Source organism: Pseudomonas huaxiensis, from assembly GCF_003231275.1.
GTDB lineage: Bacteria > Pseudomonadota > Gammaproteobacteria > Pseudomonadales > Pseudomonadaceae > Aquipseudomonas > Aquipseudomonas huaxiensis.
This window is the reverse complement of record NZ_QKVL01000013.1, coordinates 115,419-140,935: the sequence shown is the minus strand read 5'-3', so window position 1 is coordinate 140,935 and position 25,517 is coordinate 115,419. Positions and strand designations below refer to the sequence as shown.

The 25,517-nt window shown below is 63.6% G+C and carries 20 protein-coding genes; 5 read left to right on the top strand and 15 right to left on the bottom strand.

Annotated elements, in window-relative coordinates:
* Window positions 1–37 precede the first annotated feature (37 nt).
* The 3 genes from DM374_RS16190 to DM374_RS16180 all read right to left on the bottom strand — a co-directional run bounded on the left by DM374_RS16190 (window position 38) and on the right by DM374_RS16180 (window position 4,068).
* On the bottom strand, window positions 38–1,135 hold the full coding sequence (locus DM374_RS16190) for a polyamine ABC transporter substrate-binding protein (protein ID WP_110970767.1): 1,098 nt from the start codon (window positions 1,133–1,135) through the stop codon (window positions 38–40).
* Window positions 1,136–1,296: 161 nt separating this feature from the next.
* Window positions 1,297–2,658 carry an aspartate aminotransferase family protein gene (locus tag DM374_RS16185; protein WP_110970766.1) on the bottom strand — a complete coding sequence of 454 codons (1,362 nt, stop codon included), beginning with the start codon at window positions 2,656–2,658 and terminating at the stop codon, window positions 1,297–1,299.
* A gap of 48 nt (window positions 2,659–2,706) precedes the next feature.
* Window positions 2,707–4,068 (bottom strand): glutamine synthetase family protein, encoded by a 1,362-nt coding sequence (locus DM374_RS16180; RefSeq protein WP_110970765.1) that lies wholly within the window; start codon window positions 4,066–4,068, stop codon window positions 2,707–2,709.
* A gap of 602 nt (window positions 4,069–4,670) precedes the next feature.
* Here DM374_RS16180 and DM374_RS16175 point away from each other — a divergent pair.
* A complete protein-coding gene (locus DM374_RS16175) occupies window positions 4,671–6,047 on the top strand; it encodes a glutamine synthetase family protein (RefSeq protein WP_095156416.1) in 1,377 nt (458 codons plus the stop codon).
* Between the two features lie 124 nt (window positions 6,048–6,171).
* Here the strand turns inward: DM374_RS16175 and argA are convergent, their stop codons facing one another.
* Complete coding sequence (argA, locus tag DM374_RS16170; protein WP_110970764.1) at window positions 6,172–7,470, bottom strand: amino-acid N-acetyltransferase; 1,299 nt, start codon at window positions 7,468–7,470, stop codon at window positions 6,172–6,174.
* Window positions 7,471–7,581: 111 nt separating this feature from the next.
* Complete coding sequence (gene argE, locus DM374_RS16165; protein WP_110970763.1) at window positions 7,582–8,739, bottom strand: acetylornithine deacetylase; 1,158 nt, start codon at window positions 8,737–8,739, stop codon at window positions 7,582–7,584.
* A gap of 120 nt (window positions 8,740–8,859) precedes the next feature.
* Here argE and DM374_RS16160 point away from each other — a divergent pair, with 120 nt between their 5' ends.
* Window positions 8,860–10,227, top strand: coding sequence for a CYTH domain-containing protein (locus DM374_RS16160; protein ID WP_110970762.1), 1,368 nt, complete (start codon window positions 8,860–8,862; stop codon window positions 10,225–10,227).
* 195 nt (window positions 10,228–10,422) lie between these two features.
* Here DM374_RS16160 and DM374_RS16155 read toward each other — a convergent pair whose 3' ends face one another.
* Window positions 10,423–10,893 carry an Lrp/AsnC family transcriptional regulator gene (locus tag DM374_RS16155; RefSeq protein WP_110970761.1) on the bottom strand — a complete coding sequence of 157 codons (471 nt, stop codon included), beginning with the start codon at window positions 10,891–10,893 and terminating at the stop codon, window positions 10,423–10,425.
* Between the two features lie 126 nt (window positions 10,894–11,019).
* On the opposite strand from DM374_RS16155, the gene DM374_RS16150 reads away from it, so the two are divergent.
* From DM374_RS16150 to DM374_RS16140, 3 genes are all read left to right on the top strand, one after another.
* On the top strand, window positions 11,020–11,373 hold the full coding sequence (locus DM374_RS16150; RefSeq protein WP_110970760.1) for a hypothetical protein: 354 nt from the start codon (window positions 11,020–11,022) through the stop codon (window positions 11,371–11,373).
* Between the two features lie 80 nt (window positions 11,374–11,453).
* Entirely contained in the window at window positions 11,454–13,130 is a 1,677-nt protein-coding gene (locus tag DM374_RS16145) for a GspE/PulE family protein (protein ID WP_110970759.1), read from the top strand.
* Between the two features lie 141 nt (window positions 13,131–13,271).
* Complete coding sequence (locus tag DM374_RS16140; RefSeq protein ID WP_095156423.1) at window positions 13,272–13,589, top strand: DUF2388 domain-containing protein; 318 nt, start codon at window positions 13,272–13,274, stop codon at window positions 13,587–13,589.
* A 37-nt stretch (window positions 13,590–13,626) separates the two neighbouring features.
* Here the strand turns inward: DM374_RS16140 and gcvP are convergent, their stop codons facing one another.
* The 9 genes from gcvP to DM374_RS16095 all read right to left on the bottom strand — a co-directional run bounded on the left by gcvP (window position 13,627) and on the right by DM374_RS16095 (window position 25,459).
* A complete protein-coding gene (gene gcvP, locus DM374_RS16135) occupies window positions 13,627–16,500 on the bottom strand; it encodes an aminomethyl-transferring glycine dehydrogenase (RefSeq protein WP_110970758.1) in 2,874 nt (957 codons plus the stop codon).
* Between the two features lie 132 nt (window positions 16,501–16,632).
* The gene (gcvH, locus tag DM374_RS16130; RefSeq protein WP_110970757.1) at window positions 16,633–17,016 is read right to left on the bottom strand and encodes a glycine cleavage system protein GcvH; all 384 of its coding nucleotides are present in this window, start codon (window positions 17,014–17,016) and stop codon (window positions 16,633–16,635) included.
* A gap of 46 nt (window positions 17,017–17,062) precedes the next feature.
* Window positions 17,063–18,145, bottom strand: coding sequence for a glycine cleavage system aminomethyltransferase GcvT (gcvT, locus tag DM374_RS16125; protein ID WP_110970756.1), 1,083 nt, complete (start codon window positions 18,143–18,145; stop codon window positions 17,063–17,065).
* Between the two features lie 119 nt (window positions 18,146–18,264).
* On the bottom strand, window positions 18,265–19,887 hold the full coding sequence (locus DM374_RS16120) for an ABC transporter permease (RefSeq protein WP_110970755.1): 1,623 nt from the start codon (window positions 19,885–19,887) through the stop codon (window positions 18,265–18,267).
* Between the two features lie 94 nt (window positions 19,888–19,981).
* Window positions 19,982–20,983, bottom strand: coding sequence for an extracellular solute-binding protein (locus DM374_RS16115; RefSeq protein WP_110970754.1), 1,002 nt, complete (start codon window positions 20,981–20,983; stop codon window positions 19,982–19,984).
* 106 nt (window positions 20,984–21,089) lie between these two features.
* A complete protein-coding gene (locus DM374_RS16110; protein ID WP_177431567.1) occupies window positions 21,090–22,307 on the bottom strand; it encodes a 2-octaprenyl-3-methyl-6-methoxy-1,4-benzoquinol hydroxylase in 1,218 nt (405 codons plus the stop codon).
* A 41-nt stretch (window positions 22,308–22,348) separates the two neighbouring features.
* Complete coding sequence (gene ubiH, locus DM374_RS16105) at window positions 22,349–23,548, bottom strand: 2-octaprenyl-6-methoxyphenyl hydroxylase (RefSeq protein WP_110970752.1); 1,200 nt, start codon at window positions 23,546–23,548, stop codon at window positions 22,349–22,351.
* Window positions 23,545–24,885, bottom strand: a complete 1,341-nt coding sequence (gene pepP / locus DM374_RS16100) for a Xaa-Pro aminopeptidase (protein ID WP_110970751.1) — start codon at window positions 24,883–24,885, stop codon at window positions 23,545–23,547. Before pepP ends, ubiH begins: the two co-directional genes overlap by 4 nt.
* Window positions 24,886–24,904: 19 nt before the next feature.
* Window positions 24,905–25,459 (bottom strand): YecA/YgfB family protein, encoded by a 555-nt coding sequence (locus tag DM374_RS16095; protein ID WP_110970750.1) that lies wholly within the window; start codon window positions 25,457–25,459, stop codon window positions 24,905–24,907.
* Window positions 25,460–25,517 lie beyond the last annotated feature (58 nt).

The following is a 25,517-nucleotide window of genomic DNA, read 5'->3' as shown; positions in this document are numbered from 1 at the left end:
ACGCGGCTTTCACCGCGCCTGGGGGCGTCAGGCCGGCTTACTTGCCCGACTTGATCTTGGTCCAGCTACGAGTCACCAGGCGCAGGGTGGCCGGGTCCTGGTCGCTGATCGCATAGAGTTGTTTCTTCACTTCATCCGAAGGGTAGATGCTCGGATCGCCGGAGATGTCTTTGTCTACCAGCGCAGTGGCGGCCTTGTTGCCGTTCGGGAAGCGCACGGAGTTGGTGATCTCGGCCATGATTTCCGGCTGCAGCAGGAAGTTCATCCACTGGTAGGCGGCGTCGACGTTCTCGGCGTCCTTCGGAATGGCGACCATGTCGTAGAAGGTGCCGGCACCTTCTTTCGGAATCACGTAGTCCAGCTTGACCTTGTCGCCGGCTTCGTGGGCGCGGGCCTTGGACTGCTCCAGATCACCCGAGTAACCGACGGCGACGCAGATGTTGCCGTTGGCCAGATCGGAGATGTACTTGGAGGAGTGGAAGTAGGTCACCGAAGGACGGATGCTCATGAACAGGTCTTCGGCGGCCTTCAGGTCAGCCTTGTCCTTGCTCGCGGTCGGCTTGCCCAGGTAGTGCAGCGCGGCCGGGATCATCTCGGTCGGTGCATCGAGGAAGCTCACGCCGCAGCTCTTGAGCTTGGCGATGTTCTCGGGCTTGAACACCACGTCCCAGGAATCGATCTTGTCGACGCCCAGCGCGGCCTTGACCTTCTCTGGGTTGTAGCCGATGCCGATGCTGCCCCACATGTACGGGAAGGCGTATTTGTTGCCTTTGTCGCTGGCGTCGCCGACGGCCTTGAGCAGGTCTTCGTCGAGGTTTTTCCAGTTGGCCAGCTTGGACTTGTCCAGCTCCTGGTAAACGCCGGCCTTGATCTGCTTGGCCAGGAAGTTGTTGGACGGTACCACTACGTCGTAACCGGACTTGCCCGCCAGCAGCTTGGCTTCCAGGGTCTCGTTGCTGTCGAAGACGTCGTAGACGACCTTGATGCCCGTCTGCTTCTCGAACTTGGCGACGGTATCCGGGGCGATGTAGTCGGACCAGTTGTAGACGTGGAGGACCTTGTTGTCCGCCTGAACAGCACTAGCCATCATCCCCGCGAGGGAAACGGCCAACAGCGTCTTGCCCATTTTCTTCATGCGTTATTGCTCCAGAATTTTTATAAAGCCATCTGTTCAGCGGCCGGCCCTGTCGGCACCCGGCTGAAACAGGCACTAGTCTGGCAAGATCCAAGGCGCTCTTTCAAGGAAAGAGCCGCCTCGGCAATGCCGCAAAGCCACCATGCCAGCCTAGCAGTTGATCAGCCCAGTGCTTCGAGGGTCAGATCCAGGCATTTACGAGCCTTTTCAACCAGTTCATCGATCTCTTCGCGGCTGATCACCAGCGGCGGAGCGATGATCATGGTGTCGCCCACGGCGCGCATGATCAGGCCGTTGTCGAAGCAGAACTGGCGGCAGATCATGCCGACGCCCTTGCCTTCGTAACGGGTACGCGTGGCCTTGTCCTTGACCAGTTCGATCGCGCCGAGCATGCCCAGACCGCGGACCTCGCCCACCAGCGGGTGGTCATTAAGCTCGCGCAGACGTTTCTGCAAATAGGGTGCCGTTTCCTCGTGAACGCGCTCGACAATCTTCTCGTCGCGCAGAATCCGCAGGTTTTCCAGGCCCACCGCCGCTGCCACCGGGTGGCCGGAATAGGTGAAGCCGTGGTTGAAATCGCCGCCTTCGTTGAGCACCTTGACCACTTCGTCACGGACGATCACGCCGCCCATGGGGATGTAGCCGGAAGTCAGGCCCTTGGCGATGGTCATCAGGTCGGGTTTCAGGTCGTAGTAGTCGGAGCCGAACCACTCGCCGGTGCGGCCGAAACCGCAGATCACTTCGTCGGCAACGAACAGGATGTCGTAGCGCGCGAGGATTTCCTTGATCTTCGGCCAGTAGCTTTCTGGTGGAATGATCACCCCGCCCGCGCCCTGGATCGGCTCGGCAATAAAGGCAGCGACGTTGTCGACACCGACTTCGAGGATCTTCTTCTCCAGTTGCTCGGCCGCCCAGATCCCGAACGCTTCCGGGGTCTTGTCGCCACCTTCGCCGAACCAGTATGGCTGCGGGATGTGAACGATGTTCGGGATTGGCAGGTCGCCCTGCTCGTGCATGCCGGACATGCCACCCAGGCTGGCACCGGCCACGGTGGAGCCGTGATAACCGTTGACGCGGCCGATGATGGTCTTCTTCTGCGGCTTGCCCTTCAGCGCCCAGTAATGACGGACCATGCGCAGCACGGTGTCATTGCCTTCGGAGCCGGAGCCGGTGAAGAACACGTGGCTCATGCCTTCCGGGGCCACGTCGGAGATCGCCTTGGCCAGTTCGAGCGCCGGCGGGTGAGCAGTCTGGAAGAACAGGTTGTAGTACGGCAGCTCGCGCATCTGCTTGCTCGCCGCATCGGCCAGTTCTTCACGGCCATAGCCGACCGCCACGCACCACAGGCCGGCCATGCCGTCGAGGATCTTGTTGCCCTCGCTGTCCCACAGATGCACGCCCTGGGCCTTGGTAATGATCCGCGGGCCCTTTTCCTGCAACTGTTTATAGTCGCTGAAAGGCGCCAGGTGATGATCACGACTCAGGTCCTGCCACTCGCGGGTTTGCGGGTTCTTGACGCTCATGTGCTTCTCCGTTTTCTGGCGGCCGCGCTCCTGCGGCCCCGGGGTTGATCAGACCGCGAACAGCAGGAACTCACGTTCCCAGGAGCTGATCACGCGCTTGAAGTTCTCGTGCTCGGCCCGTTTGGTGGCGACGTAGCCGGCAATGAATTTCTTGCCCAGGTACTTCTCCAGCGCACGACAGTTTTCCATGCGCTCCAGGGCGTCCTCGATGGTCAGCGGCAGGCGCAGGTTGCGCCGTTCGTAACCACGGCCCACGACCGGGGCACTGGCATTGATGCCTTCGACCATGCCGATGTAGCCGCACAGCAGGCTCGCGGCGATGGCCAGGTAAGGGTTGGCGTCGGCGCCAGGCAGGCGGTTCTCGACACGGCGGTTCTGCGGGCCGGCATCCGGGACGCGCAGGCCGACGGTACGGTTTTCCTCGCCCCACTCCACGTTCACCGGCGCCGAGGTGTCGGGCAGGAAGCGGCGGAACGAGTTGACGTTGGGGGCGAACAGCGGCAGCACTTCGGGGATGAACTTCTGCAGGCCACCGACGTGGTAAAGGAACAGCTCGCTCATGCTGCCGTCTTCATTGGAGAAGATGTTCTTGCCGGTCTTCACGTCAATGATGCTCTGGTGCAGGTGCATCGCGCTGCCAGGCTCGCCGGTCATGGGCTTGGCCATGAAGGTGGCGGCGACATTGTGCTTGAGCGCTGCCTCGCGCATGGTCCGCTTGAACACCAGGATCTGGTCGGCCAGGGACAGGGCGTTGCCGTGACGGAAGTTGATTTCCATCTGCGCGGTGCCGTCTTCGTGGATCAGCGTGTCCAGGTCGAGGTTCTGCAGTTCGCACCAGTCATAGACGTCTTCGAACAGCGGGTCGAATTCGTTGGCGGCTTCGATAGAGAACGACTGGCGGCCGGTTTCCGGGCGGCCGGAGCGACCGATCGGCGGCTGCAGCGGGAAGTCCGGGTCTTCGCAGCGCTTGGTCAGGTAGAACTCCATTTCCGGCGCCACAATCGGCTGCCAGCCCTTGTCGGCATAGAGTTTCAGCACTTTCTTGAGCACGTTGCGCGGCGACAGCTCGACCGGGTTGCCCTTCTTGTCGTAGGTGTCGTGGATCACCTGGGCAGTCGGCTCGATGGCCCACGGTACGAGGAACACGGCGTTCTCGTCGGGGCGGCAGATCATGTCGATGTCGGCCGGGTCCAGCAGCTCGTAATAGATGTCGTCATCGACGTAGTCGCCGGTCACGGTCTGCAGCAGGACGCTTTCGGGCAGGCGCATGCCCTTTTCGGCAATGAACTTGTTGGTTGGCGAGATCTTGCCCCGGGTGATACCGGTCAAGTCGCTGATCAGACATTCGACTTCGGTGATCTTGTGCTCTTTCAGCCAATCGGTGAGCTGGTCGAGATTGCTGCTACTCATAAATACCTCAGCAGGTAAATGCCTGGACTGTAGTCAAGACGCCTATGTCAGGCCGTCTCCAGCATTCTGGATCCCCCGACGGCCCAAAGCAAAAGGCGCGCGAGGAGAATGCGTCACCGGCATTGCCCGTGATGCAGAGGAGCCCGCTATAGTGATGAAAGGCAGTATGAGTAGATGAAACGATCGGGAACACGTCGCCTTGGCCGTCAACTATTTTGGCCGGCGCCAACGCTACTGACAGATAGCGTTCGCTGCTCGCGGAAATGGCATCCAGACCCGCCCGCACAGGGCAGCCGGTGTCGCCAATGATCGACAGGCGTGACATGTAACCCCCGGTATTATTGATGTTATGGGTTGCGACCGAGCTTAGCCTTGTTCATTTTTTTACACAACCACCCCGTAAAAAATAAAATACGGCTTACTCGTTTCACCCCTTTCACGACGAAAGCAGCGCTTGTGGATGCCCTGAATTGCAGCAAAAATGCCGCTATGGCGCCCTTTTAGGGCATCATGGGGCTTGCTTGACTTCATTCGGGCTTTCCGATTGACTGGGCCTGCAAGCCCCCATTGATTGATATTTTTAACAACAAAGGTGTTGCATCATGTCGGTACCCCCGCGTGCCGTTCAGCTTAACGAAGCGAACGCGTTCCTTAAGGAACATCCTGAGGTTCTCTACGTTGACCTTCTGATTGCAGATATGAATGGTGTGGTGCGCGGCAAGCGCATTGAGCGCACCAGCCTCCACAAGGTTTACGAGAAAGGCATCAACCTGCCGGCCTCCCTCTTCGCATTGGATATCAACGGTTCCACGGTCGAAAGCACTGGCCTGGGCCTGGACATCGGCGACGCCGACCGCATCTGCTATCCGATCCCCGACACTCTCTCCAACGAGCCTTGGCAGAAGCGCCCTACCGCGCAGCTGCTGATGACCATGCACGAAATCGAAGGTGCACCGTTCTTCGCCGACCCGCGGGAAGTCCTGCGTCAGGTCGTGGCCAGGTTCGACGAGATGGGCCTGACCATCTGCGCCGCGTTCGAGCTGGAGTTCTACCTGATCGACCAGGAAAACGTGAACGGTCGTCCACAGCCGCCACGCTCGCCGATTTCCGGCAAACGTCCGCAATCGACCCAGGTTTATCTGATCGACGACCTCGACGAATACGTCGACTGCCTTCAGGACATCCTCGAAGGTGCGAAGGAACAAGGCATTCCGGCTGACGCCATCGTCAAGGAAAGCGCCCCGGCGCAGTTCGAAGTGAACCTGCACCATGTCGCCGACCCGCTGAAGGCCTGCGATTACGCGGTTCTGCTCAAACGCCTGATCAAGAACATCGCCTACGACCATGAGATGGACACCACCTTCATGGCCAAGCCTTACCCGGGCCAGGCGGGCAACGGTCTGCATGTTCATATCTCGGTGCTGGACAAAGATGGCAAGAACATCTTCACCAGCGAGGATCCCGAGCAGAACGCCGCGCTGCGTCACGCGATCGGCGGTGTGCTCGAGACCCTGCCAGCGTCAATGGCGTTCCTCTGCCCGAACGTCAACTCGTACCGTCGTTTCGGAGCCCAGTTCTATGTGCCGAACGCGCCAAGCTGGGGTCTGGACAACCGCACCGTGGCCCTGCGCGTTCCGACGGGCACGCCGGACGCTGTGCGCCTTGAACACCGCGTAGCCGGTGCCGACGCCAACCCGTACCTGTTGATGGCTGCCGTGCTGGCGGGCGTGCATCACGGCCTGACCAACAAGGTCGAGCCGAACAAGCCGGTCGAAGGCAACGCCTACGAACAGGTTGAGCAGAGCCTGCCGAACAACTTGCGTGATGCCCTGCGCGAGCTGGACGACAGCGAGATCCTCAACAAGTACATCGATCCGAAGTACATCGACATCTTTGTCGCGTGCAAGGAAAGCGAGCTGGAGGAGTTCGAGCACTCCATCTCCGACCTCGAGTACAACTGGTACCTGCATACCGTGTAAATGAAAACGCCGCCTGATCAGGCGGCGTTTTTTATGGCCTCATCGCCGGCAAGCCGGCTCCCACAAGGGTCAGCGTACACCGGACCTGTGGGAGCCGGCTTGCCGGCGATCAGGACCTCAATACCTACAAAGCCTTCTCGAAAATCTTCGAATTGCGCTGATAGTTGTACAGCGACGCCCGCGCCGCCGGCAGCCGCTCGACCCCGCTCGGCACAAACCCTCGCTCGCGGAACCAGTGCGCCGTCCGGGTCGTCAGCACGAACAGCGTTTTCAACCCCAACGCCCTCGCCCGCGTCTCGATACGCTCCAGCAGATCATCACCGCGACCGCCATGGCGATACTCCGGATTCACCGCCAGGCACGCCAGCTCACCCGCATCGGAATCAGCAATCGGATACAGCGCCGCACAGGCGATGATCACGCTTTCGCGTTCCACCACGCTGAACTGCTCGATCTCGCGCTCCAGCACCTCGCGCGACCGACGCACCAGAATCCCCTGCTCTTCCAGCGGGCTGATCAGTTCCAGCAGGCCACCGACATCCTCGATCGCCGCCTCCCGCACCAGTTCGAACTGCTCCTGCGCAACCAGCGTGCCGCCGCCTTCGCGGGTGAACAGCTCGTTGAGCAGCGCGCCGTTCTCGGCGTAGCTGACGATATGGCTGCGCGCCACGCCGCCCCGGCAGGCTTCGGCAGCGGCATCCAGCAGCTCGGCCTGGTAGTCGGAGCCGAGGCGCTCCAGGTGAGGCGCCACCTGCTGCGGACGGATTTCCCGGACCAGACGCCCCGTAGCGTCCAGCAGACCCGGCTCGGCACCGAACAGCAACAGCTTGTCCGCCTCCAGCTCGATGGCGGCGCGGGTCGCGACGTCCTCGCAAGCCAGGTTGAAGATTTCACCCGTGGGCGAATAGCCCAGCGGCGACAGCAGGACGATGGAGCGCTCGTCCAGCAGGCGACTGATGCCCTTGCGGTCGACCCGGCGCACTTCACCGGTGTGGTGATAGTCCACGCCTTCCAGCACGCCGATCGGCCGCGCGGTCACCAGGTTGCCCGAGGCCACCCGCAACCGCGAGCCCTGCATCGGCGAGGCGGCCATGTCCATGGACAACCGCGCTTCGATGGCGATGCGCAGTTGGCCAACCGCGTCGATGACGCACTCCAGGGTCGCCGCGTCAGTGATGCGCAAACCATGGTGGTAGTGGGCGCTCAGACCGCGTGCGCTCAGGCGGCTTTCGATTTGCGGGCGGGAACCGTGCACCAGCACCAGACGAACCCCGAGGCTGTGCAACAGCACCAGGTCGTGGACGATATTGCCGAAGTTGGGGTGGTCGACCCCATCGCCCGGGAGCATGACCACGAAGGTGCAGTCCCGGTGAGCATTGATGTAAGGCGAAGCATGACGCAGCCAATTGACGTATTCGGGCATAACCTGAGCCTGTAGAAATGAAGACAAGAACGGAACAGCAACAGCGCTCGAAGGGTTATCGTCGCAGCAGGCAAGGCGTCACACGCGTTCTCCTTTGCAAGGCAAGGTGGCTCAGCGGCCGGCGGCCGGGCTGAGGCAGTAATGTTGGATCAACTCACGCAACACACGCACTGTAGGGTCCAGGCGTGACAGTTCAAGGTACTCGCCGGGCTGGTGGGCGCAGGCGATGTCACCGGGGCCGAGGACCAGAGTTTCGCAGCCCAGGCGCTGAAGATAAGGCGCTTCGGTGCCGAAGGCTACTGCCTCGGCCACATGACCGGTAAGACGTTCGGCCAGTTGCACCAGTTCCGCATCGGCGCTCTGTTCGAATGGCGGCACCTCCGGGAACAGCGGCGCATAGTCGATCTTCACCTGATGCTGCTCGGCCAGCGGCGCCAGCTTGCCGCGAATCGCCGCGCGCAGCACCTGCGGGTCCATGCCCGGCAGGGGGCGCAGGTCGAATTCCAGGGCGCATTGACCACAGATTCGATTGGGGTTGTCGCCACCATGGATGCAGCCAAAGTTCAGGGTCGGCTGGGGCACGCTGAACTGGCTGTTGTTGTACTCGCGCTGCCATTGCTGACGCAGTTCCATCAAGGCGCCCATGACCTGATGCATCGCTTCCAGAGCGCTCTGGCCCAAAGACGGATCCGACGAATGGCCACTGCGCCCAAGAATATCGATGCGCTCCATCATCACGCCCTTGTGCAGACGAATCGGTTTCAGCCCGGTCGGCTCGCCGATCACTGCGGCGCGACCAAGCGGACGACCCGCCTCGGCCAAGGCGCGGGCGCCGGACATCGAGCTTTCTTCGTCACAGGTCGCCAGGATCAGCAGCGGCTGACGGAACGGTTGATCGAGCAACGGCCGGACCGCCTCGATGATCAGCGGGAAGAAACCCTTCATGTCGCACACGCCGAGCCCGACCCAGCGATCACCGACTTCCGTCAGCGTCAGCGGGTCGCTTTTCCATAATTGCGGATCGTAGGGCACGGTGTCGCTGTGCCCGGCCAGCACCAGCCCGCCGGGGCCGCTACCGTAACTGGCGAGCAGGTTGAACTTGCCCGGCGTGATCTGCTGGATCTCGCAGGTGAAACCCAGGTCGCCAAGCCAGCCGGCAAGCAGATCGATCACCCCGCGGTTGGACTGGTCCAGATCCGGTTGGGTACAACTGACCGAGGGCGCGGCGATCAACGCGGCGAACTGGTCCTTGAGCGATGGCAGCGACATGCGCGTTCTCCTGGAAACGAGGCCCATCATAGGGCCATCGGCCACCTTGAATAAACCGCGAGCGATCGAGTCCTGTACACTGCACGGCCAAGACGTCCCCGCCCTTCTGGTTACCCAGCAATGAACAAAGAAACCGAAATCAAACTGCGGATCAGCCGCGAGACCCTCGCCGCGCTGCGTGAGCACCCATTGCTGAAGAAGCGCAACAAGTCCGGCTGGCAGCAGCGTGAGCTGCTCAACCAGTACTTCGACACCCCGGAGCGCGATCTTGCTGCAGCCAAAGTCGCCCTGCGCCTGCGCCGCGACGGCGACGTGGTGATCCAGACCCTGAAAACCCGCGGCCAGAGCGTTGCCGGCCTGTCCGAGCGCAATGAGTTCCAGTGGGAGCTGCCCAAGGCCAAGCTGGACCTGAAGAAGCTCGACGATCAGTGCTGGCCCGCCGAACTGGCGGAGCTGGACAAGAAAACCATCAAGCCGCTGTTCACCACCGATTTCGTCCGCGAATACGCCGACATCGCCTGGGGCCGCGGCAAGTCCAAAGTGGTAATTGAAGCCGCCCTGGACCTCGGCACCGTTATCGTCGGCAAGCAGAAGGAAGAAATCTGCGAGCTGGAACTGGAACTGCGCGAAGGCGAACCGGCAGCCCTGCTGGAACTGGCTGCCGAACTGGCGGCAACCCTGCCGCTGTTCCCTTGCGATATCAGCAAGGCCGAGCGCGGCTACCGCCTGCTTGACCCGGCCAGCTATCAGCTCAGCCTGCCCGCCGCCGAGCTGACCCCGGAAATGTCGCTGGACGACGCCTTCGCCGCCATCGCCTGGCAGTTGCTCGGCAGCAGCCAGCGCCTGGCCGAGCAATACCGTTACAACGGCCACTGGCGCCTGCTGCAGGACTGGGTGCAGTGCCTCGCTGAACTGCGCGGCCTGGCCAGCAGCCTCGGCCAGGCAGCACCGCGCGCCACCACCCGCGCCCTGCGCGGCAGTCTCGACGCCCTGCTGGAAGACTGGCGCACCGTGGTCCTGGCCGGTAATGACGACGAAGACGTTCGTCGCGCCGCGCCTGAGCAGTTCGCCGAAGAACTGCTGGACACCCGCTGGGGCCAGTTCTCCCTGGACACCTCGCGCTGGCTGCTGGCCCGCGCCTGGACCGTTGACCGCAACAAGCGCGGCGACCGCCAGGGCGCAGCACCTCTGGCCAGTTGGCTGACCGTGGAATTCGGCGACGAGGCCAAGGCCCTGCAACTGCCGCTGTACCAGCAGCAGCCGGAAGACCTCGCCGAGCAACTGCCGCGCATCGAGCGCCTGCTGGCCTGGCTGCACCATGCCCGCGATGTGCTGGAAGTTCCGGAACTGGACCGCCTCTACGGCGAGTTGAGCAAGCTGCAACAATTGGCATGCCTGCCCATCAGCGACGAAGTGCTGGACGCCCGCGTCCAGCAAGCCTTCGCCGTTGCCCAGTGCCGCGGCTGGAAACAACTGGCGCGCAAATAAGCCAGGGTCGCGGGTAATGTCAGTCAGTTAGCGTTTTATGCAGCCCTTCGCGACGGGTCGGCGCCCCGACAAGCTCGCTCCTACAGTGTAGGAGCGAGCTTGTCGGGGCGCCGAACCGTCGCGAAGGGCGTCAACAGGCTTAACTGACAGGCATTAGGGTCGCGGGCAGGTTTCAACGCCTGCCCGCGACAACGCTCACCGCATCAGCGGCAGGCTGGTGGTAGATTTGATCTCCGACAGTGCCACCGTCGAATTGACCTCCTGAATCCCCGGCACCAGCGACAGCTTTTCAAAGAAGAAGCGCTCGTAGGCCTCGATATCCGAGGTGACGATCCGCAGCAGAAAATCCACCGCGCCCATCAGCACATAACACTCCAGCACTTCCGGAAACCCGCGAATCGCCTCGGTGAATTCGGCGAAGTTCGAGCGCCCGTGAGCATTGAGCTTCACCTCGGCGAAAATCTGCGTGTTCAGCCCCACCTTCTTGCGATCGAGCAGGCTCACCTGCGCACGGATCACCCCCTCCTCCTTCAAGCGCTGAATGCGTCGCCAGCACGGTGACTGCGAAAGCCCGACCCGCTCTGCCACCTGCGCGCTGGACAACGAAGCGTCCTCTTGCAGCACGGCGAGGATGCGGCGGTCGTAAGCGTCCAGCTCGATTTGCATGATTATTTCTCCCATCGACACATAGACGAATTGAACAATTCGAAAAAAGCTCGTATCGGTCAATGATAGGAAAATAATCTCCGCCACGCCGTGTAAAAATTCCTCCATCGTTTTTGGAGAACACCCATGACCGTACTCGAACGGCCTGACCACTTCGCCGCCCCGCAGCTTTTCGAACCCACTGTTGCCTGCAACGAGAACAACAAGGTTCGCTACCACTACCAGCTGCAAGCCGAGGCCGAGTCGGACAGCCTGTGCCGGGTGCTCAACCTGTTCGCCCTGCAATGTTTGATGCCGCATGGCGTGAACATGCGCCAGGAGGCCGACCTGCTGCACATCGACATCGCCATCGACGGCCTGAACTGGAACCGCGCCCAGTTGATTGCGCAGAAAATGCGCAACCTGGTCTGTGTCTGCGAAGTGGCCGTGCTCACCGCGCTGCTGCCGGCCAATCCACAGCGGGTCGGCTGGCACGGATAAATCCGGCAACGCTTACGTCCCGACGGCGCGCGCAACGACGGCTAGCCTTGGCTGCTTGGAAGCGCACACAAGGACGTCGCATGCCCGCCCCCGCCACCGACCGCACGCTGGACCTTTCCAGCCTGCTCGATGAACTGATCGCCCAACGGCGTATCGCGCCCCAGGCCCGCCAACACTTCAGCGGTGCCCCACGCACCGACCATCCCCTCGAATACATCGCCCGCCAGCGCCTGGATGATCTGCAGCGTCCCGGCCAGACACTCGACCTGGACAACCTCTGCCAATGGCTTGCCGAACAGGCCGGGCAACCCTTTCTGCGCCTCGACCCGCTGAGCATCGATCTCGCCGGGATGACCGGGCTGATGTCGGCGGCCTTCGCCCGTCGGCACGGTATTCTTGCCGTGGCCCAGGACCGTGACAGCGTCACCGTCGCCAGCGCCGAGCCTTATGTGTGCGGTTGGGAGATGGACCTGGCCCAGGTGCTCAAGCGCCGCGTGCTGCGGGTTGTCGCCAGCCCCGAACGGATTCGCCAGTTGAGCCAGGATTTCTTTCGCCTCGCCCAATCGGTCAGCGGCGCCAGCCATCTGGACATGCCCGCGCCCGCGAGCGGCGATCTGGAGCAGTTGCTGGAACTGGGCAACGGCCCGCACGACGCCGACGACGCACACATCGTCAGCATCGTCGACTGGCTGCTGCAATACGCCTTCGAGCAACGCGCCAGCGATATCCACCTCGAGCCCCGCCGCGAACAGGGCCGACTGCGCCTGCGCATCGACGGCGTGCTGCACGACACCTATCCCTTCCCGCCCGCAGTCACCCTGGCGATCACCAGCCGCCTGAAAAGCCTCGGACGCATGAACGTCGCGGAGAAACGTCGACCGCAGGATGGCCGAATCAAAACCCGCACCCCGGCCGGCGACGAGGTGGAGTTGCGCCTGTCGACCCTGCCGACCACCTTCGGCGAGAAGCTGGTGATACGCATCTTCGACCCACAGTTGCTGCGCCAGGACTTCAACGGCCTGGGTCTGGACGGCGACGAACTGGCCCGCTGGCAAGCCATGCTGCGCCAGCCCCACGGCATCATCCTGGTGACCGGCCCGACCGGCTCGGGCAAGACCAGCACCCTGTACAGCGCCCTCAAGCAACTGGCCACGCCGCAGGTCAATGTCTGCACCCTGGAAGACCCTATCGAGATGGTCGAGCCGGCCTTCAACCAGACCCAGGTGCAGCCTGGCATCGACCTTGGTTTTGCCAACGGCGTACGTGCGCTGCTGCGCCAGGATCCGGACATCATCATGGTGGGCGAGATCCGCGACCTTGAAACCGCCCAAGTGGCGATTCAGGCGGCGCTGACCGGGCATCTGGTGTTGTCCACGCTGCACACCAACGATGCCAGCGGTGCGATAGGCCGGCTACTGGAGCTGGGCGTTGCACATTATTTGATCAAGTCGACCCTGGTGGGCGTGGTCGCCCAACGACTGGTGCGCACGCTGTGTATCGCGTGCAAGGCGCCGGGTGAGGCCAGCGCTGTGGGTTGCAAGGAATGCCGGCAGACCGGCTATCAGGGCCGCACAGGCCTGTATGAAGTACTGACGGTGAGTGACGGGCTCAAGGCGCTTATCAGCGGGGACTGCGACCTGACGAGCTTGCGCCAGCGGGCACGGGCCGAGGGCATGCTCGACCTGCGAGAGAACGGGCTGCGCAAGGTAGCGGCGGGGGTGACCACCGCGGTGGAGGTGGATCGGGTTTCGGCGTAGTGCCATCGGGAACTTGTTGCGAGGCCGATGTCCAAATTCGGCCTTTAAAGCATCGCGAGCAAGCTCGCTCCTACCGACATCAACCTCTGTAGGAGCGAGCTTGCTCGCGAAGACCTTTCCCACTCCCGGAGCCCTGGAATCATGCGTCGCCCCTTTGCCATCGCCACCCTCACCCTGCTGTCCCTCGCCTCGGCCTCGGCCATGGCCGACCCCTTCTGGCGCAACGTGATTTCTTCGGGCGCGACCACCGCCTCGACCTACCTGACCTCCCGTGACCACAAGCTGGTTGCCGCCGCGCAGGATGATGCCGGCAGCTTCGTCGCCAGCGAAGGCGCGATCCGCGGTCCATTCCTCGAAGCGGCCCTGCGCCAGGCCCGCGCGGAAAACCCGAGCCTGAACGCCAGCGACATGGAACTGGCCAACGCCATCCTGGCGCGCAACAGCGCAATCACCGAGTGACACCTGCGGGCGACCCGGCCGGGTCGCCCATCTTCCCTCAGCGGTAATCCTCCACCGGCACGCAGGCACAGAACAGGTTGCGGTCGCCGTAGACGTTGTCTACCCGGTTTACCGCCGGCCAATACTTGTGCGCCCTGGCGTGGGCACTGGGCGCCACGCCCTGCTCGATGCTGTAGGGCCGATCCCAACGCGCCAGCACATCCGCGAGGGTATGTGGCGCATGCTTGAGCGGATTGTCCTCGGCGGGCCAGTTGCCGTTCTGCACTTCGGCGATTTCCGCGCGGATGCTCAGCATCGCTTCGACAAAACGGTCCAGCTCGGCCTTCGGCTCGCTCTCGGTGGGTTCCACCATCAACGTCCCCGGCACCGGGAACGACATGGTCGGGGCATGGAAGCCATAGTCCATCAGGCGCTTGGCGACGTCTTCCTCGCTGATCCCGGTCTGCGCTTTCAGCGGTCGCAGGTCGAGGATGCATTCATGGGCCACCCGCTCGTTGCGCCCGCGATAGAGCACCGGGAATGCCCCGCCGAGGCGCTGGGCCAGGTAGTTGGCGGACAGAATCGCCACCTCGCTGGCGTCGGCCAGTTGCGGGCCCATCATCGCGATGTACATCCAACTGATCGGCAAGATGCTCGCACTGCCCCACGGCGCGGCGCTGACAGCGCTGTTCTGCGGATCAGGCCCCGGCACCGGCACCACCGGGTGGCTGGCGACGAAGGGCGCAAGGTGCGCGCGCACGCCAATCGGGCCCATGCCCGGACCGCCGCCACCATGGGGAATGCAGAAGGTCTTGTGCAGGTTCATGTGCGAAACATCGGCACCAATGTCCGCCGGCCGCGCGAGGCCGACCTGGGCATTGAGGTTGGCGCCGTCCATGTAAACCTGGCCGCCGTGGCTGTGGATAACTTCGCAGATTTCGCTGATGCCTTCCTCGTACACGCCGTGGGTCGAGGGGTAGGTCGCCATCAGGCAGGACAGCCGCTCCCCGGCCTCCGCCGCCCTGGCCTTGAGGTCTTCCAGATCGACGTTGCCGGCCGTGTCGCAGGCGACGATCACCACCTGCATGCCGGCCATCTGCGCCGACGCCGGGTTGGTGCCGTGGGCCGACGCCGGGATCAGGCAGATATCGCGCTGCCCCTGCTGACGACTGCGGTGGTATTTGCTGATCGCCAACAGGCCGGCATATTCGCCTTGCGCGCCGGAGTTGGGCTGCATGCAGATGGCATCGAAACCGGTGATTGCGCACAGCCAGCTTTCCAGCTCATCGATCAGCGCCTTGTAGCCCGCCGCCTGCGTCAGCGGCACGAACGGGTGCAGGTCGGCAAACCCCGGCCAGGTGATGGGGATCATCTCGCTGCTGGCGTTGAGTTTCATGGTGCAGGAGCCCAGCGGGATCATTGACTGGTTCAGCGCCAGATCCTTGTTTTCCAGCTGCTTGAGATAACGCAGCATCTCGGTTTCGCTGTGGTGCAGGTTGAAGACCGGATGCGTCAGGTAATCGGACTGGCGCAGCAGCGCGGCGGGGATGCCAGCGGGCAGGTCTTCGCCGTCCAGTGCATCAACCTGCTGGCCGTGGTCGGCGCCGAGGAAGATGTCGAACAGGCGCAGCACGGTGGTTTCGTCGCAGGTCTCGTCGAGGCTCACGCCGAGGTGGCCGCGACCGAGAATCCGCAGGTTGATCCGCGCCGCTTCAGCGCTCTGGATGATCGCCGTCTGGCTGCCGCCGACGTCCAGGGTCAGGGTGTCGAAGAAGTGCGCGTTCAGCCGTTTGACACCACTGCGCTCCAGGCCAGCGGCCAGAATGGTGGTCAGCCGGTGCACGCGCTGGGCGATGCGCCGCAGCCCGTCAGGCCCGTGATAGACGGCATAGAAGCCGGCGATATTGGCCAGCAGTACCTGGGCGGTGCAGATGTTCGAGTTGGCCTTCTCGCGGCGGATGTGTTGTTCGCGGGTTTGCAGGGCCATGCGCAGCGCCAGGCTGCCGCGGGCGTCTTTCGACACACCGATGATGCGACCGGGCATGGCCCGCTTGAATTCGTCACGGCAAGCGAAATAGGCCGCATGTGGCCCGCCATACCCCATGGGCACGCCAAAGCGCTGAGTCGAGCCGAGCACCACATCGGCGCCCTGTTCGCCCGGTGGCGCCAGCAGCAACAGGCTGAGCAGGTCGGCGGCGACACAGGCGATCGCCTGCTGCCCGTGCAAATGCTCGATGGCCGGGCGCAGGTCGTGCACGCCGCCGTGGGTGTTGGGGTACTGCAGCAGCGCGCCGAACACCTGGTGCTTGCCCAGATTCTCCAGCGAGTCGACGATCAGCTCGAAGCCGAAGCCTTCGGCGCGGGTCTGCAGCACCGAGAGGGTCTGCGGGTGACAGTGCTCGTCGGCGAAGAACAGGTTGCTGCGGGATTTCGCCACCCGCTTGGCCAAGGCCATGGCTTCGCCCGCCGCGGTGGCTTCGTCCAGCAACGAGGCATTGGCCAGGTCCAGGCCGGTCAGGTCGATGACCATCTGCTGGAAATTCAGCAAGGCTTCCAGGCGGCCTTGGGCGATTTCCGGCTGATAGGGCGTGTAGGCGGTGTACCAACCGGGATTTTCCAGTACGTTGCGCAGAATGACGGTGGGCGTACGCGTGCCGTGATAGCCCATGCCGATGAGGCTGGTCCACAACTGGTTCTGTTCGGCGTAAGCGCGCAGACGCGCCAGCGCTGCCTGTTCATCCAGGGCCGGTGGCAAGTCGAGGGGGCGATTGAAGCGGATGCCGGGCGGCACCGTCTGTTCGATCAGTTCACTGCGGCTGGCAACGCCCAGCACATCGAGCATGGCGTGCTGCTCGGCGGCATCGGGGCCGAGGTGGCGGCGCAGGAACGCATTGGGGTCTTGCAGTTGGCTCAGGGACGGCAACAAGGACATAGCGGCTCTCTCTTCCTAGACCAAGCCCCGAGGTAGGCCGGGGCCTATTGAGTCTAGGAAGGGATTACCGATTGCGTGGAAATTTTGGGGAGAGCGTCGCGACGGTTCGGCGCGATCAGCCCTCCAAAAACATCACTCGCCGATAGCAGACTTGTAGCCCGCCGCGTCCAGCAGCTTTTGCAGCTCAGCCGGGTTGGATGGCTTCAGCTTGAAGATCCACGCGCCGTACGGGTCTTCGTTCAGTTGCTCCGGGCTGTCGGCCAGGTCTTCGTTCACGGCGATGACTTCGCCGCCAACCGGGGCGTAGATATCCGAAGCGGCCTTGACCGATTCCACCACGCCAGCCGCATCACCCTGGCCAAACACCTTGCCCACTTCCGCCAGCTCGACGAATACCACGTCACCCAGGGCTTCCTGGGCATGGTCACTGATACCGACGGTCACGGTGCCATCGGCCTCAAGCCGCGCCCATTCATGGCTTTCGGCAAAACGCAGATCGGCGGGAACATTGCTCATAATTGTTTTTCCTCAACAGGTCAGCGGTCGGCCCGCCGGAATGAATTCAGATCAGGATCCTGCCATGACGCACGAACGTCGGCTTGACCACCCGCACCGGGTACCACTTGCCGCGGATTTCCACTTCGGCACGGTCGGCGGTCGCCATTGGAAGGCGCGCCAGAGCAATCGCCTTGCTCAGCGTAGGAGAGAAACTACCACTGGTTATCTCCCCTTCGCCAATTTCAGCAACACGAACCACCTGATGGGCACGCAGGACACCGCGTTCTTCCAGCACCAGGCCCACCAGTTTCTGCGAAATACCACCGGCTTTTTCCGTTTCCAGCGCCTGGCGCCCAATGAAATCACGCCCTGCGGGATCCCAGGCGATGCTCCAGGCCAGGTTCGAGGTCAGCGGCGAATGCGCCTCGTCGATATCGTTGCCGTACAGGTTCATCCCGGCTTCCAGGCGCAGCGTGTCACGTGCACCGAGGCCACTCGGGGCAATGCCGGCGCCGACCAGATCGTTGAAGAACGCTGGCGCCTGCAAGGCCGGCAGGATGATTTCCAGACCGTCTTCACCGGTGTAGCCGGTGCGGGCGATAAACCAGTCACCTTCGAATTGCCCTTCGAAAGGCTTGAGGTCGCGGATCAGCTCGGCGCGCGCGGCGCTGAGCAGTTCGGCAACCTTCTCCCGCGCCTGCGGGCCCTGGATCGCGAGGATCGCCAGCTCAGGGCGCTCGCGGAACTGCACTTCGAAGCCGCTTTTGTGCGCTTCGAGCCAGGCGAGGTCCTTGTCGCGGGTCGCGGCGTTGACCACCAGGCGATAGCCGTCGGCCAGGCGATAGACGATCAGGTCGTCGATCACACCGCCTTCATCGTTGAGCAGGGTGCTGTAGAGGGCCTTGCCGATCTCGCCGAGGCGGGCGACATCGTTGGTCAGCAGATGACGCAGCCATTCGGTGGCATCGACACCGCTGATGTCGATCACCGTCATGTGCGAAACATCGAAAACTCCGCAGTCGCGACGCACTTGATGGTGCTCCTCGACCTGCGAACCGTAATGCAGGGGCATATCCCAACCGCCAAAATCGACCATCTTGGCGCCAAGCGCCAAGTGCAGGTCATACAGAGGCGTACGCTGTCCCATGGGTTTCTCCTTCCGGGCGTGGCGAAGCTGCGGCAGACAGCAGCGTTCCTGCTACCCGGCCAGTGGCCGGCCGCAGCGAATGCCGCGCATTGTATCCGCAAGGCGGCCGGGTTACATCCTCAGCGACTTTGACCGGGGTGACGGGCAGAACGCCGAATCAGCCCGATGACCGGCAGCAGTCCCACCAGAACCAGTGTCAGTGCCGGCAACGACGCCCGCGCCCACTCGCCTTCGCTGGTCATCTCGAAGACCCGCACGGCCAGCGTGTCCCAGCCGAACGGGCGCATCAGCAGGGTTGCCGGCATTTCCTTGAGCACATCGACGAACACCAGCAGCGCCGCGCTCAACGCACCGGGCACCAGCAGCGGGAGATACACCTTGAAAAACAATCCCGGCCCGCTGACTCCGAGGCTGCGCGCCGCTTCCGGCAGCGATGGGCGGATACGCCCGAGGCTGTTTTCCAGCGGGCCGTAGGCCACAGCAATGAAGCGCACCAGATACGCCAGCAACAACGCCGACAGGCTGCCCAGCAACAGCGGCTTGCCCGCCCCGCCGAGCCAGCCGGAGAGCGGAATCACCAATTCGCGATCGAGATAGCTGAACGCCAGCATGATCGCCACCGCTAGCACCGAGCCGGGCAACGCGTAACCGAGATTGGCCAGACTGACACCGACGCGGATGCCCCGTGCCGAGGAGTGGCGGCGGGCGAAGGCCAGCAACAGCGCCGCGCTGACGGTGATCAGCGCCGCCATGGCGCCGAGGTACAGGGTGTGCAGGATCAGGCTGGTGTAACGCTCATCGAGGTCGAAGCGCCCGCGCTGCCAGAACCAGGCCAACAATTGCAGCAGCGGAATGACGAAGGCGCAGGCGAATACCAACAGGCACCAGCCACTGGCTAACAGCGCCTTGACCCCGCGCAAGTGATACAGCGCCTTGCCGCGCGGGCGCTCGTTGCTGCCACGCACCGCACCGCGGGCGCGCTGTTCGCCGTAGAGCACCAGGATCACCGCCAGCAGCAACAGGCTGGCCAGTTGCGCTGCGCTGGACAGGCTGAAGAAGCCGTACCAGGTCTTGTAGATCGCCGTGGTGAAGGTATCGAAGTTGAACACCGAGACGGCGCCGAAGTCGGCCAGCGTCTCCATCAGCGCCAGCGCCACGCCAGCACCGATGGCCGGACGCGCCATCGGCAACGCGACCCGCCAGAACGCCTTTAGCGGCGAAAGCCCTAGGACCCGCGCCGCTTCCATCAGGCCCTTGCCCTGGGCGAGGAACGCGGTGCGCGCCAGCAGGTAGACGTAGGGATAGAACACCAGCACCAGAACGATGATCACCCCGCCGGTGGAACGCACCCGCGGCAGACGCATCGGCCCGAACCACTCGCGCAACAGCGTCTGCACCGGCCCGGAGAAATCCAGCAAGCCGACGAAAACGAAAGCCAGCACGTAGGCGGGAATCGCGAACGGCAACATCAGCGCCCAATCCAGCCAGCGCCGGCCGGGAAACTCGCAGAGGCTGGTCAGCCAGGCCAGGCTGACGCCCAGCAGGGTGACGCCCACACCAACGCCAACCACCAGCGTCAGGGTGTTGCTCAACAGGCGGCTCATCTGGGTATCGAGCAGGTGCGACCAGATCTGCATGTCCACGCTTTGCCAGGACAGCAACAAGACACTGAGCGGCAGCATCACCAGCGCGGCGATGGCGTAGACCAGGGGATACCAGCGGCGTTGGACGGGGTGCGGCAAGGAGAAAGTCTCTACGGGCGGCAGTCAATGAAAAAGCCCGCCCGGCGCGATGCCAGGGCGGGCTTGAGGGCGCAGCAAGAATAAGGCTTGAAACTCAGTTCCAGCCAGCCCGATCCATCAAGCGAATCGCTTCAGCCTGGCGCTTGCCGGCGACTTCCACCGGCAGGCTGTCAGCCTTGAAGCTGCCCCAGGCCGCGACTTCGTCGGACGGAGCGACTTTCGGGTTGGCCGGGAATTCCTGGTTGATGCCCGCGAACATCTTCTGTGCTTCCTCGCCGGTCATCCACTCGACCAGCGCCTTGGCGGCTTCCGGGTGCGGTGCGTGTTTGGTCAGGCCGATGCCCGACAGGTTCACGTGCACGCCGCGATCAGCCTGGTTGGGCCAGAACAGCTTGACCGGCAGTTTCGGGTTTTCCTGGTGCAGGCGGCCGTAGTAGTAGGTGTTGACGATGCCCACATCGCACTGGCCGGCGGCGATGGCATGGACCACGGCGTTGTCATCGGAGAACACGTCGGTAGACAGGTTGTTGACCCAGCCCTTGACCAGTTCTTCGGTTTTCTCGGCGCCGTGGGTCTCGATCATGGTGGCGGTCAGCGACTGGTTGTAGACCTTCTTCGCCGTGCGCAGGCACAGGCGGCCTTCCCATTGCTTGTCGGCCAGCGCCTCGTAGGTGCTCAGTTCCTCGGGTTTGACCCGGTCGGTGGAGTAGACGATGGTCCGTGCACGCAGGCTCAGGCCGGTCCAGTCATGGGACGACGCACGGTATTGCGCAGGGATGTTGGCGTCGATCACGGCGGACTTGATCGGCTGAAGAATGCCCATCTGCTCGGCCTGCCAGAGGTTGCCGGCGTCGACGGTGAGCAGCAGGTCGGCCACGCCGTTCTCGCCCTCGGCCTTGATCCGCTGCATCAGCGGGGCTTCCTTGTCGGTGATGAACTTGACCTTCACCCCGGTCTTGGCGGTGTAGGCGTCGAATACCGGCTTGATCAGTTCATCGATGCGCGAGGAGTACACCACCACCTCATCCGCCGCCTGGGCAGCACCGCCAAACAGCGTGAGGGTCAGGGCGGCCAGTAAAGGCTTGCGTGGCGACATCGGTAGCGCTCCTCGGAAATTCAAATGAGGCGCAAATGGTAGTTAATGTCATTTGGCATCACAAACCGAACGCTTCGCCGAGGAGTTACCAGATGTTGCCGGCCGTTCAGGCCTTCGCCAGTTCCGGCAGATCGCCGCTCAAGCCCAGCGCCTGACGCACGAACAACGCCTTGGCCTCGGGCATCTGCTCAACCCATTTCAGGCCACTGTTACGCAGCCAGCGCAGCGGCAGCGGATCGGCCTGGAACAAGCGCTCGAAGCCCTCCATCGCGGCCATCAGCGCCAGGTTGTGCGGCATGCGCCGGCGCTCGAAGCGGCTCAGCACCTTCACGTCGGCCAGTCGCTCGCCGCGCTCGTAGGCCTTTAGCAGTTCTTCGGCCAGCACCGCGGCATCGAGAAAGCCCAGGTTCACGCCCTGGCCGGCCAGCGGGTGAATGGTGTGCGCGGCATCGCCGATCAACGCCAGGCCCTCGGCGACGTAGCGCTTGGCATGGCGCTGGCGCAGCGGCACGCAGACGCGCGGATCGGCTTGCAGTACCGCACCGAGGCGGCCTTCGAAGGCGCGCTCAAGCTCGGCGCAGAACGCCTCGTCCGGCAATGCCATAAGTTTTTCCGCCCGCTCGGGCGTGGTCGACCAGACGATCGAGCACCAATCCTGCTTACCGTCGCGCTGCAATGGCAGGAAGGCCAGCGGACCTTCATCGGTGAAACGTTGCCAGGCCGTGTTCTGGTGCGGCTCGGCGCAACGCACGCTGGTGACGATGGCGTGATGCAGGTAATCCCATTCGCGGGTTTCGCAGCCAGTCAGGCGGCGCACCGCCGAGTTGGCACCGTCGGCGGCGATCACCAGCGGTGCCCGCAGGTTGCGGCCGTCGGCGAGGGTCAGCAGCCACTCGTCGCCGGAACGGCGCATGCGTTCCAGACGGGCATTGGCCAGCAGGCCGATTTCGCTGTCGTGCAGGCGTTCCAGCAGGCCGTCCTGAACCACCCGGTTCTCGACGATATGGCCCAGCACATCGGCGTGAACGCTGGCGGCGGAAAAGTGGATCTGCCCGGTGCCGCTGCCGTCCCAGACCTGCATGTTCGAGTAAGGGCTGGCACGCCGCTCGGAAATGCCCTGCCAGGCGCCGAGACGATCGAGAATGCGCTGGCTGGCCGCCGACAGGGCGCTGACCCTGGGCTCGAACGGCGCGGCATCATCGAAGCGCGGGACGGACAGGGGGCTGCCGTCCAGCAGGAGGATTTCCAGGCCGCTGTGCTGCAAGGCCAGGGCCAGAGCGCTGCCGACCATACCGGCACCGACAATCAACAGATCCGCGCGCATGTCCATGCTTCAAGCCTGTTCCGGGTAATAGAAAAAAGGGGTCATGCCTTGCCTTGAAGGTCAGGGCGAGTGCCGAGGCCCATGGCCTGGCGGGCGAACCAGCGCTTGGCCGGGGGCAGCAGATCGAGGCCAAGCAGGCCGAGGTTGCGGCCGGTGGCGATCAACGGCTGGGCCGTGCCAAACAGGCGGGTGATCTTGTCGGAGAAACCGACGGTCAGGTCCTGGTCCAGACGCTGGCGCTCGCGGTAGGCCAACAGTGTGCCGAGGTCGCCGGGTGTTTCGGGACCGGCAAGCAGGCCATCAGCCAGCGACTGCACGTCACGCAGCGACAGGTTGAAGCCCTGCCCGGCGATCGGGTGCAGGCTGTGGGCGGCATTGCCAAGCACCACCAGATGCGGGCGCACTTGCTCCTGCGCTTCCACCAGCGACAGTGGATAAAGGTGCCGCGCGCCGACCTGGCGCAGCGCGCCGAGGCGGTAACCGAAGATGCTCTGGAGCTCGTCGAGGAAGCGTCGTTCGTCCAGCTCTGCCAGGCGCTTGGCGTCCATCCCGGCGCGGGTCCAGACCAGCGCGCAACGGTTTTCCGGCAGCGGCAGCAAGGCCATCGGGCCTTCATCGGTGAAGCGCTCGAACGCCTGGCCGCAGTGGGCTTCGCTCGGGGTGATGTTGGCGATCAGCGCGCTCTGGTTGTACGGGCGCTGGCTGACGTGAATGCCCAGTTGCTCGCGCAAGCCGGAACGGCCGCCATCGGCGAGCACGGCCAGGTCGCATTCGAGCACGGTGTCGTCATTGAGCGACAACCGATAACCATCGCCGAGTGGCTGCATCGCGGTGACTTCCGCCGGGCAGCGCCAGCTCACCACTTCGGGATCGAGGCCCTGCCACAGGCACTGGCCGAGCCAGGCGTTTTCGACCACGTAACCCAGTGCTGGCACGCCTTCTTCCAGGGCATCGAGACGGGTAGCGCCGAAGCGGCCGCGGTCAGACACCTGGATCTGCCGGATCGGCTCGGCGCGGCGGTTGATGACCTGCCACAGGTCGAGGCGCTCGTAGATCTGCCGGGTGCCGAACGACAGCGCCGAAGAGCGCGCGTCATAACTGGGTTGGTAGCTGTCGCCCGGGGCGAACGGCTCGATCAGCAGGATCTTCCAGCCCCGGGCCTTGGCACCAGCCTGCAGGGCCAGCGCGAGGCTGGCGCCGACCAGGCCGCCGCCGATGATCGCCAGATTGACCCGGCTCATGCGGCCTGGCTTCTGGCGGCGGCCATCAGGGCTTCGATTTCGGCGACCGTTTTCGGCACACCGGAGGTCAGGATTTCACAGCCATGCTTGGTTACCACTACGTCGTCCTCGATCCGTACACCAATACCGCGCCACTTCTTGGCGACGCTCTGGTTGTCCGCGGCAATGTAGATACCCGGTTCGACCGTCAGGGCCATGCCCGGCTCGAGCACGCGCCATTGACCGCCGACCTTGTACTCGCCGACATCATGTACATCCATGCCCAGCCAGTGTCCGGCCCGGTGCATGTAGAAGGCCCGGTAGGCCTCGGTTTCGATCAGTTCGGCCACATCGCCCTTGAGCAGGCCCAGTTCCACCAGCCCTTCGGTGATCACTTGAACCGTCGCCTCGTGGGCGTGGTTCCAGTGCTTGCCGGGGGCGATGACCGCGAAGGCCGCTTCCTGTGCCTTGAGCACCAGTTCGTAGATCGCCTTCTGTTCCGCCGAAAAACGCCCACTGACCGGGAAGGTGCGGGTGATGTCGCTGGCGTAGCAGTCGATCTCGCAACCGGCGTCGATCAGCACCAGGTCGCCATCCTTGAGCGGCGCGTCGTTCTGCTGGTAATGCAGGATGCAGCTATTGCGCCCGGCGGCGACGATCGACCCGTAGGCCGGCATCTTCGCCCCGCCCTTGCGGAACTCGTAGTCCAGCTCGGCTTCCAGGCTGTATTCGTGAAGGCCGGCACGGCTGGCCTGCATGGCCCGCACATGGGCCCGCGAGGAAATCGCCGCGGCCTCGCGCATGACCTTCACTTCCGCCGCCGATTTATACAGGCGCATGTCGTGCAGCAGATGATCCAGGGCAACGAATTCGTTCGGCGGCGAAGCCCCCAGGCGCGCCTTGGAACGGATCACGTTGATCCACTCCATCAGGCGGCGGTCGAACTCGGCATTGCTGCCCATGGCCGAATAGACGCGGTCGCGCCCTTCGATCAGGCCGGGAAGAATGTCGTCGATATCGGTGATGGGGAAGGCGTCGTCGGCCGCGAAGTCGCGGATCGCGCCTTCCTGGCCGGCGCGCAGGCCGTCCCACTGCTCGCGCTCGGGGTTACGCTCACGGCAGAACAGCACGTACTCGCCGTGCTCGCGGCCGGGGATCAGGGCGATCACCGCCTCGGGTTCGGGAAAACCGCTGAGGTACTGGAAGTCGCTGTCCTGGCGATAGACGTGCTCGACGTCACGGTTGCGAATGGCAACCGCGGCAGCCGGCAGGATGGCGATGCTGTTGGGTTCCATCTGCGCCATCAACGCCTTGCGGCGCCGGGCGTATTCCGCTTTCGGGATATGGTTTGTTGCCACGGGGAACCCCTGTTTGGCCTCAGTGCAAGGAAGGTTTGGCGGCAGGCGCGACCGGCTTGGCCAATTCCGTGAAGAGCAGCAGCGGTGCGACGCGCAGGTACTCCATCACTTCCATATAGTCGCTTTCGCCGTCTTCGGATTCTTCCAGTGCGTCCTGAACTTGCGAAATCGCGCTCAGGTCCTGAAGTACTTCATTGACCTCGCCGCTGAGGTCCTTGCCGCCGGCGTTCAGGCCAAAACCGCTGAGGAAGCCCTGGCACCATTGGCCCAGCGCAGCCGCGCGCTCGGTGAGCGGCAGGTCATCGCCCGGCAGCAGCAGGACGATGGCGATGTCTTCGCCGGTCAGTTCGGACTTGACCATTTCCTGGAGGCCGATCAAAGCGTTGCGGACGTTGTCTACTGGTTCGGACTCCAGCAGTTGGGCGGCGTCGGCCAGCCAGCCGTCAACATCGAAGCCGGCGCCGGCGCAGCTACGACCAAGCAACAGGCCGTGCAGTTCGGCGGGGGAAACAGGATGACCGTTGCTGTTGAGCAGGTTGGCGAAGGCGGTGTACGGCGAATTGGTAGTGGGCATGGGCAACTAGGCGCCAGACGGCGCAATGACTAGAATGAAGGCCTTGTATCCTAGCACC

What these genes read in the sequence shown, in the direction of transcription:
- DM374_RS16190 (WP_110970767.1), bottom strand. Translation starts at nt 1,135, where the DNA reads ATGAAGAAAATGGGCAAGACGCTGTTGGCCGTTTCCCTCGCGGGGATG.
- DM374_RS16185 (WP_110970766.1), bottom strand. Translation starts at nt 2,658, where the DNA reads ATGAGCGTCAAGAACCCGCAAACCCGCGAGTGGCAGGACCTGAGTCGT.
- DM374_RS16180 (WP_110970765.1), bottom strand. Translation starts at nt 4,068, where the DNA reads ATGAGTAGCAGCAATCTCGACCAGCTCACCGATTGGCTGAAAGAGCAC.
- DM374_RS16175 (WP_095156416.1), top strand. Translation starts at nt 4,671, where the DNA reads ATGTCGGTACCCCCGCGTGCCGTTCAGCTTAACGAAGCGAACGCGTTC.
- argA (WP_110970764.1), bottom strand. Translation starts at nt 7,470, where the DNA reads ATGCCCGAATACGTCAATTGGCTGCGTCATGCTTCGCCTTACATCAAT.
- argE (WP_110970763.1), bottom strand. Translation starts at nt 8,739, where the DNA reads ATGTCGCTGCCATCGCTCAAGGACCAGTTCGCCGCGTTGATCGCCGCG.
- DM374_RS16160 (WP_110970762.1), top strand. Translation starts at nt 8,860, where the DNA reads ATGAACAAAGAAACCGAAATCAAACTGCGGATCAGCCGCGAGACCCTC.
- DM374_RS16155 (WP_110970761.1), bottom strand. Translation starts at nt 10,893, where the DNA reads ATGCAAATCGAGCTGGACGCTTACGACCGCCGCATCCTCGCCGTGCTG.
- DM374_RS16150 (WP_110970760.1), top strand. Translation starts at nt 11,020, where the DNA reads ATGACCGTACTCGAACGGCCTGACCACTTCGCCGCCCCGCAGCTTTTC.
- DM374_RS16145 (WP_110970759.1), top strand. Translation starts at nt 11,454, where the DNA reads ATGCCCGCCCCCGCCACCGACCGCACGCTGGACCTTTCCAGCCTGCTC.
- DM374_RS16140 (WP_095156423.1), top strand. Translation starts at nt 13,272, where the DNA reads ATGCGTCGCCCCTTTGCCATCGCCACCCTCACCCTGCTGTCCCTCGCC.
- gcvP (WP_110970758.1), bottom strand. Translation starts at nt 16,500, where the DNA reads ATGTCCTTGTTGCCGTCCCTGAGCCAACTGCAAGACCCCAATGCGTTC.
- gcvH (WP_110970757.1), bottom strand. Translation starts at nt 17,016, where the DNA reads ATGAGCAATGTTCCCGCCGATCTGCGTTTTGCCGAAAGCCATGAATGG.
- gcvT (WP_110970756.1), bottom strand. Translation starts at nt 18,145, where the DNA reads ATGGGACAGCGTACGCCTCTGTATGACCTGCACTTGGCGCTTGGCGCC.
- DM374_RS16115 (WP_110970754.1), bottom strand. Translation starts at nt 20,983, where the DNA reads ATGTCGCCACGCAAGCCTTTACTGGCCGCCCTGACCCTCACGCTGTTT.
- DM374_RS16110 (WP_177431567.1), bottom strand. Translation starts at nt 22,307, where the DNA reads ATGCGCGCGGATCTGTTGATTGTCGGTGCCGGTATGGTCGGCAGCGCT.
- ubiH (WP_110970752.1), bottom strand. Translation starts at nt 23,548, where the DNA reads ATGAGCCGGGTCAATCTGGCGATCATCGGCGGCGGCCTGGTCGGCGCC.
- DM374_RS16095 (WP_110970750.1), bottom strand. Translation starts at nt 25,459, where the DNA reads ATGCCCACTACCAATTCGCCGTACACCGCCTTCGCCAACCTGCTCAAC.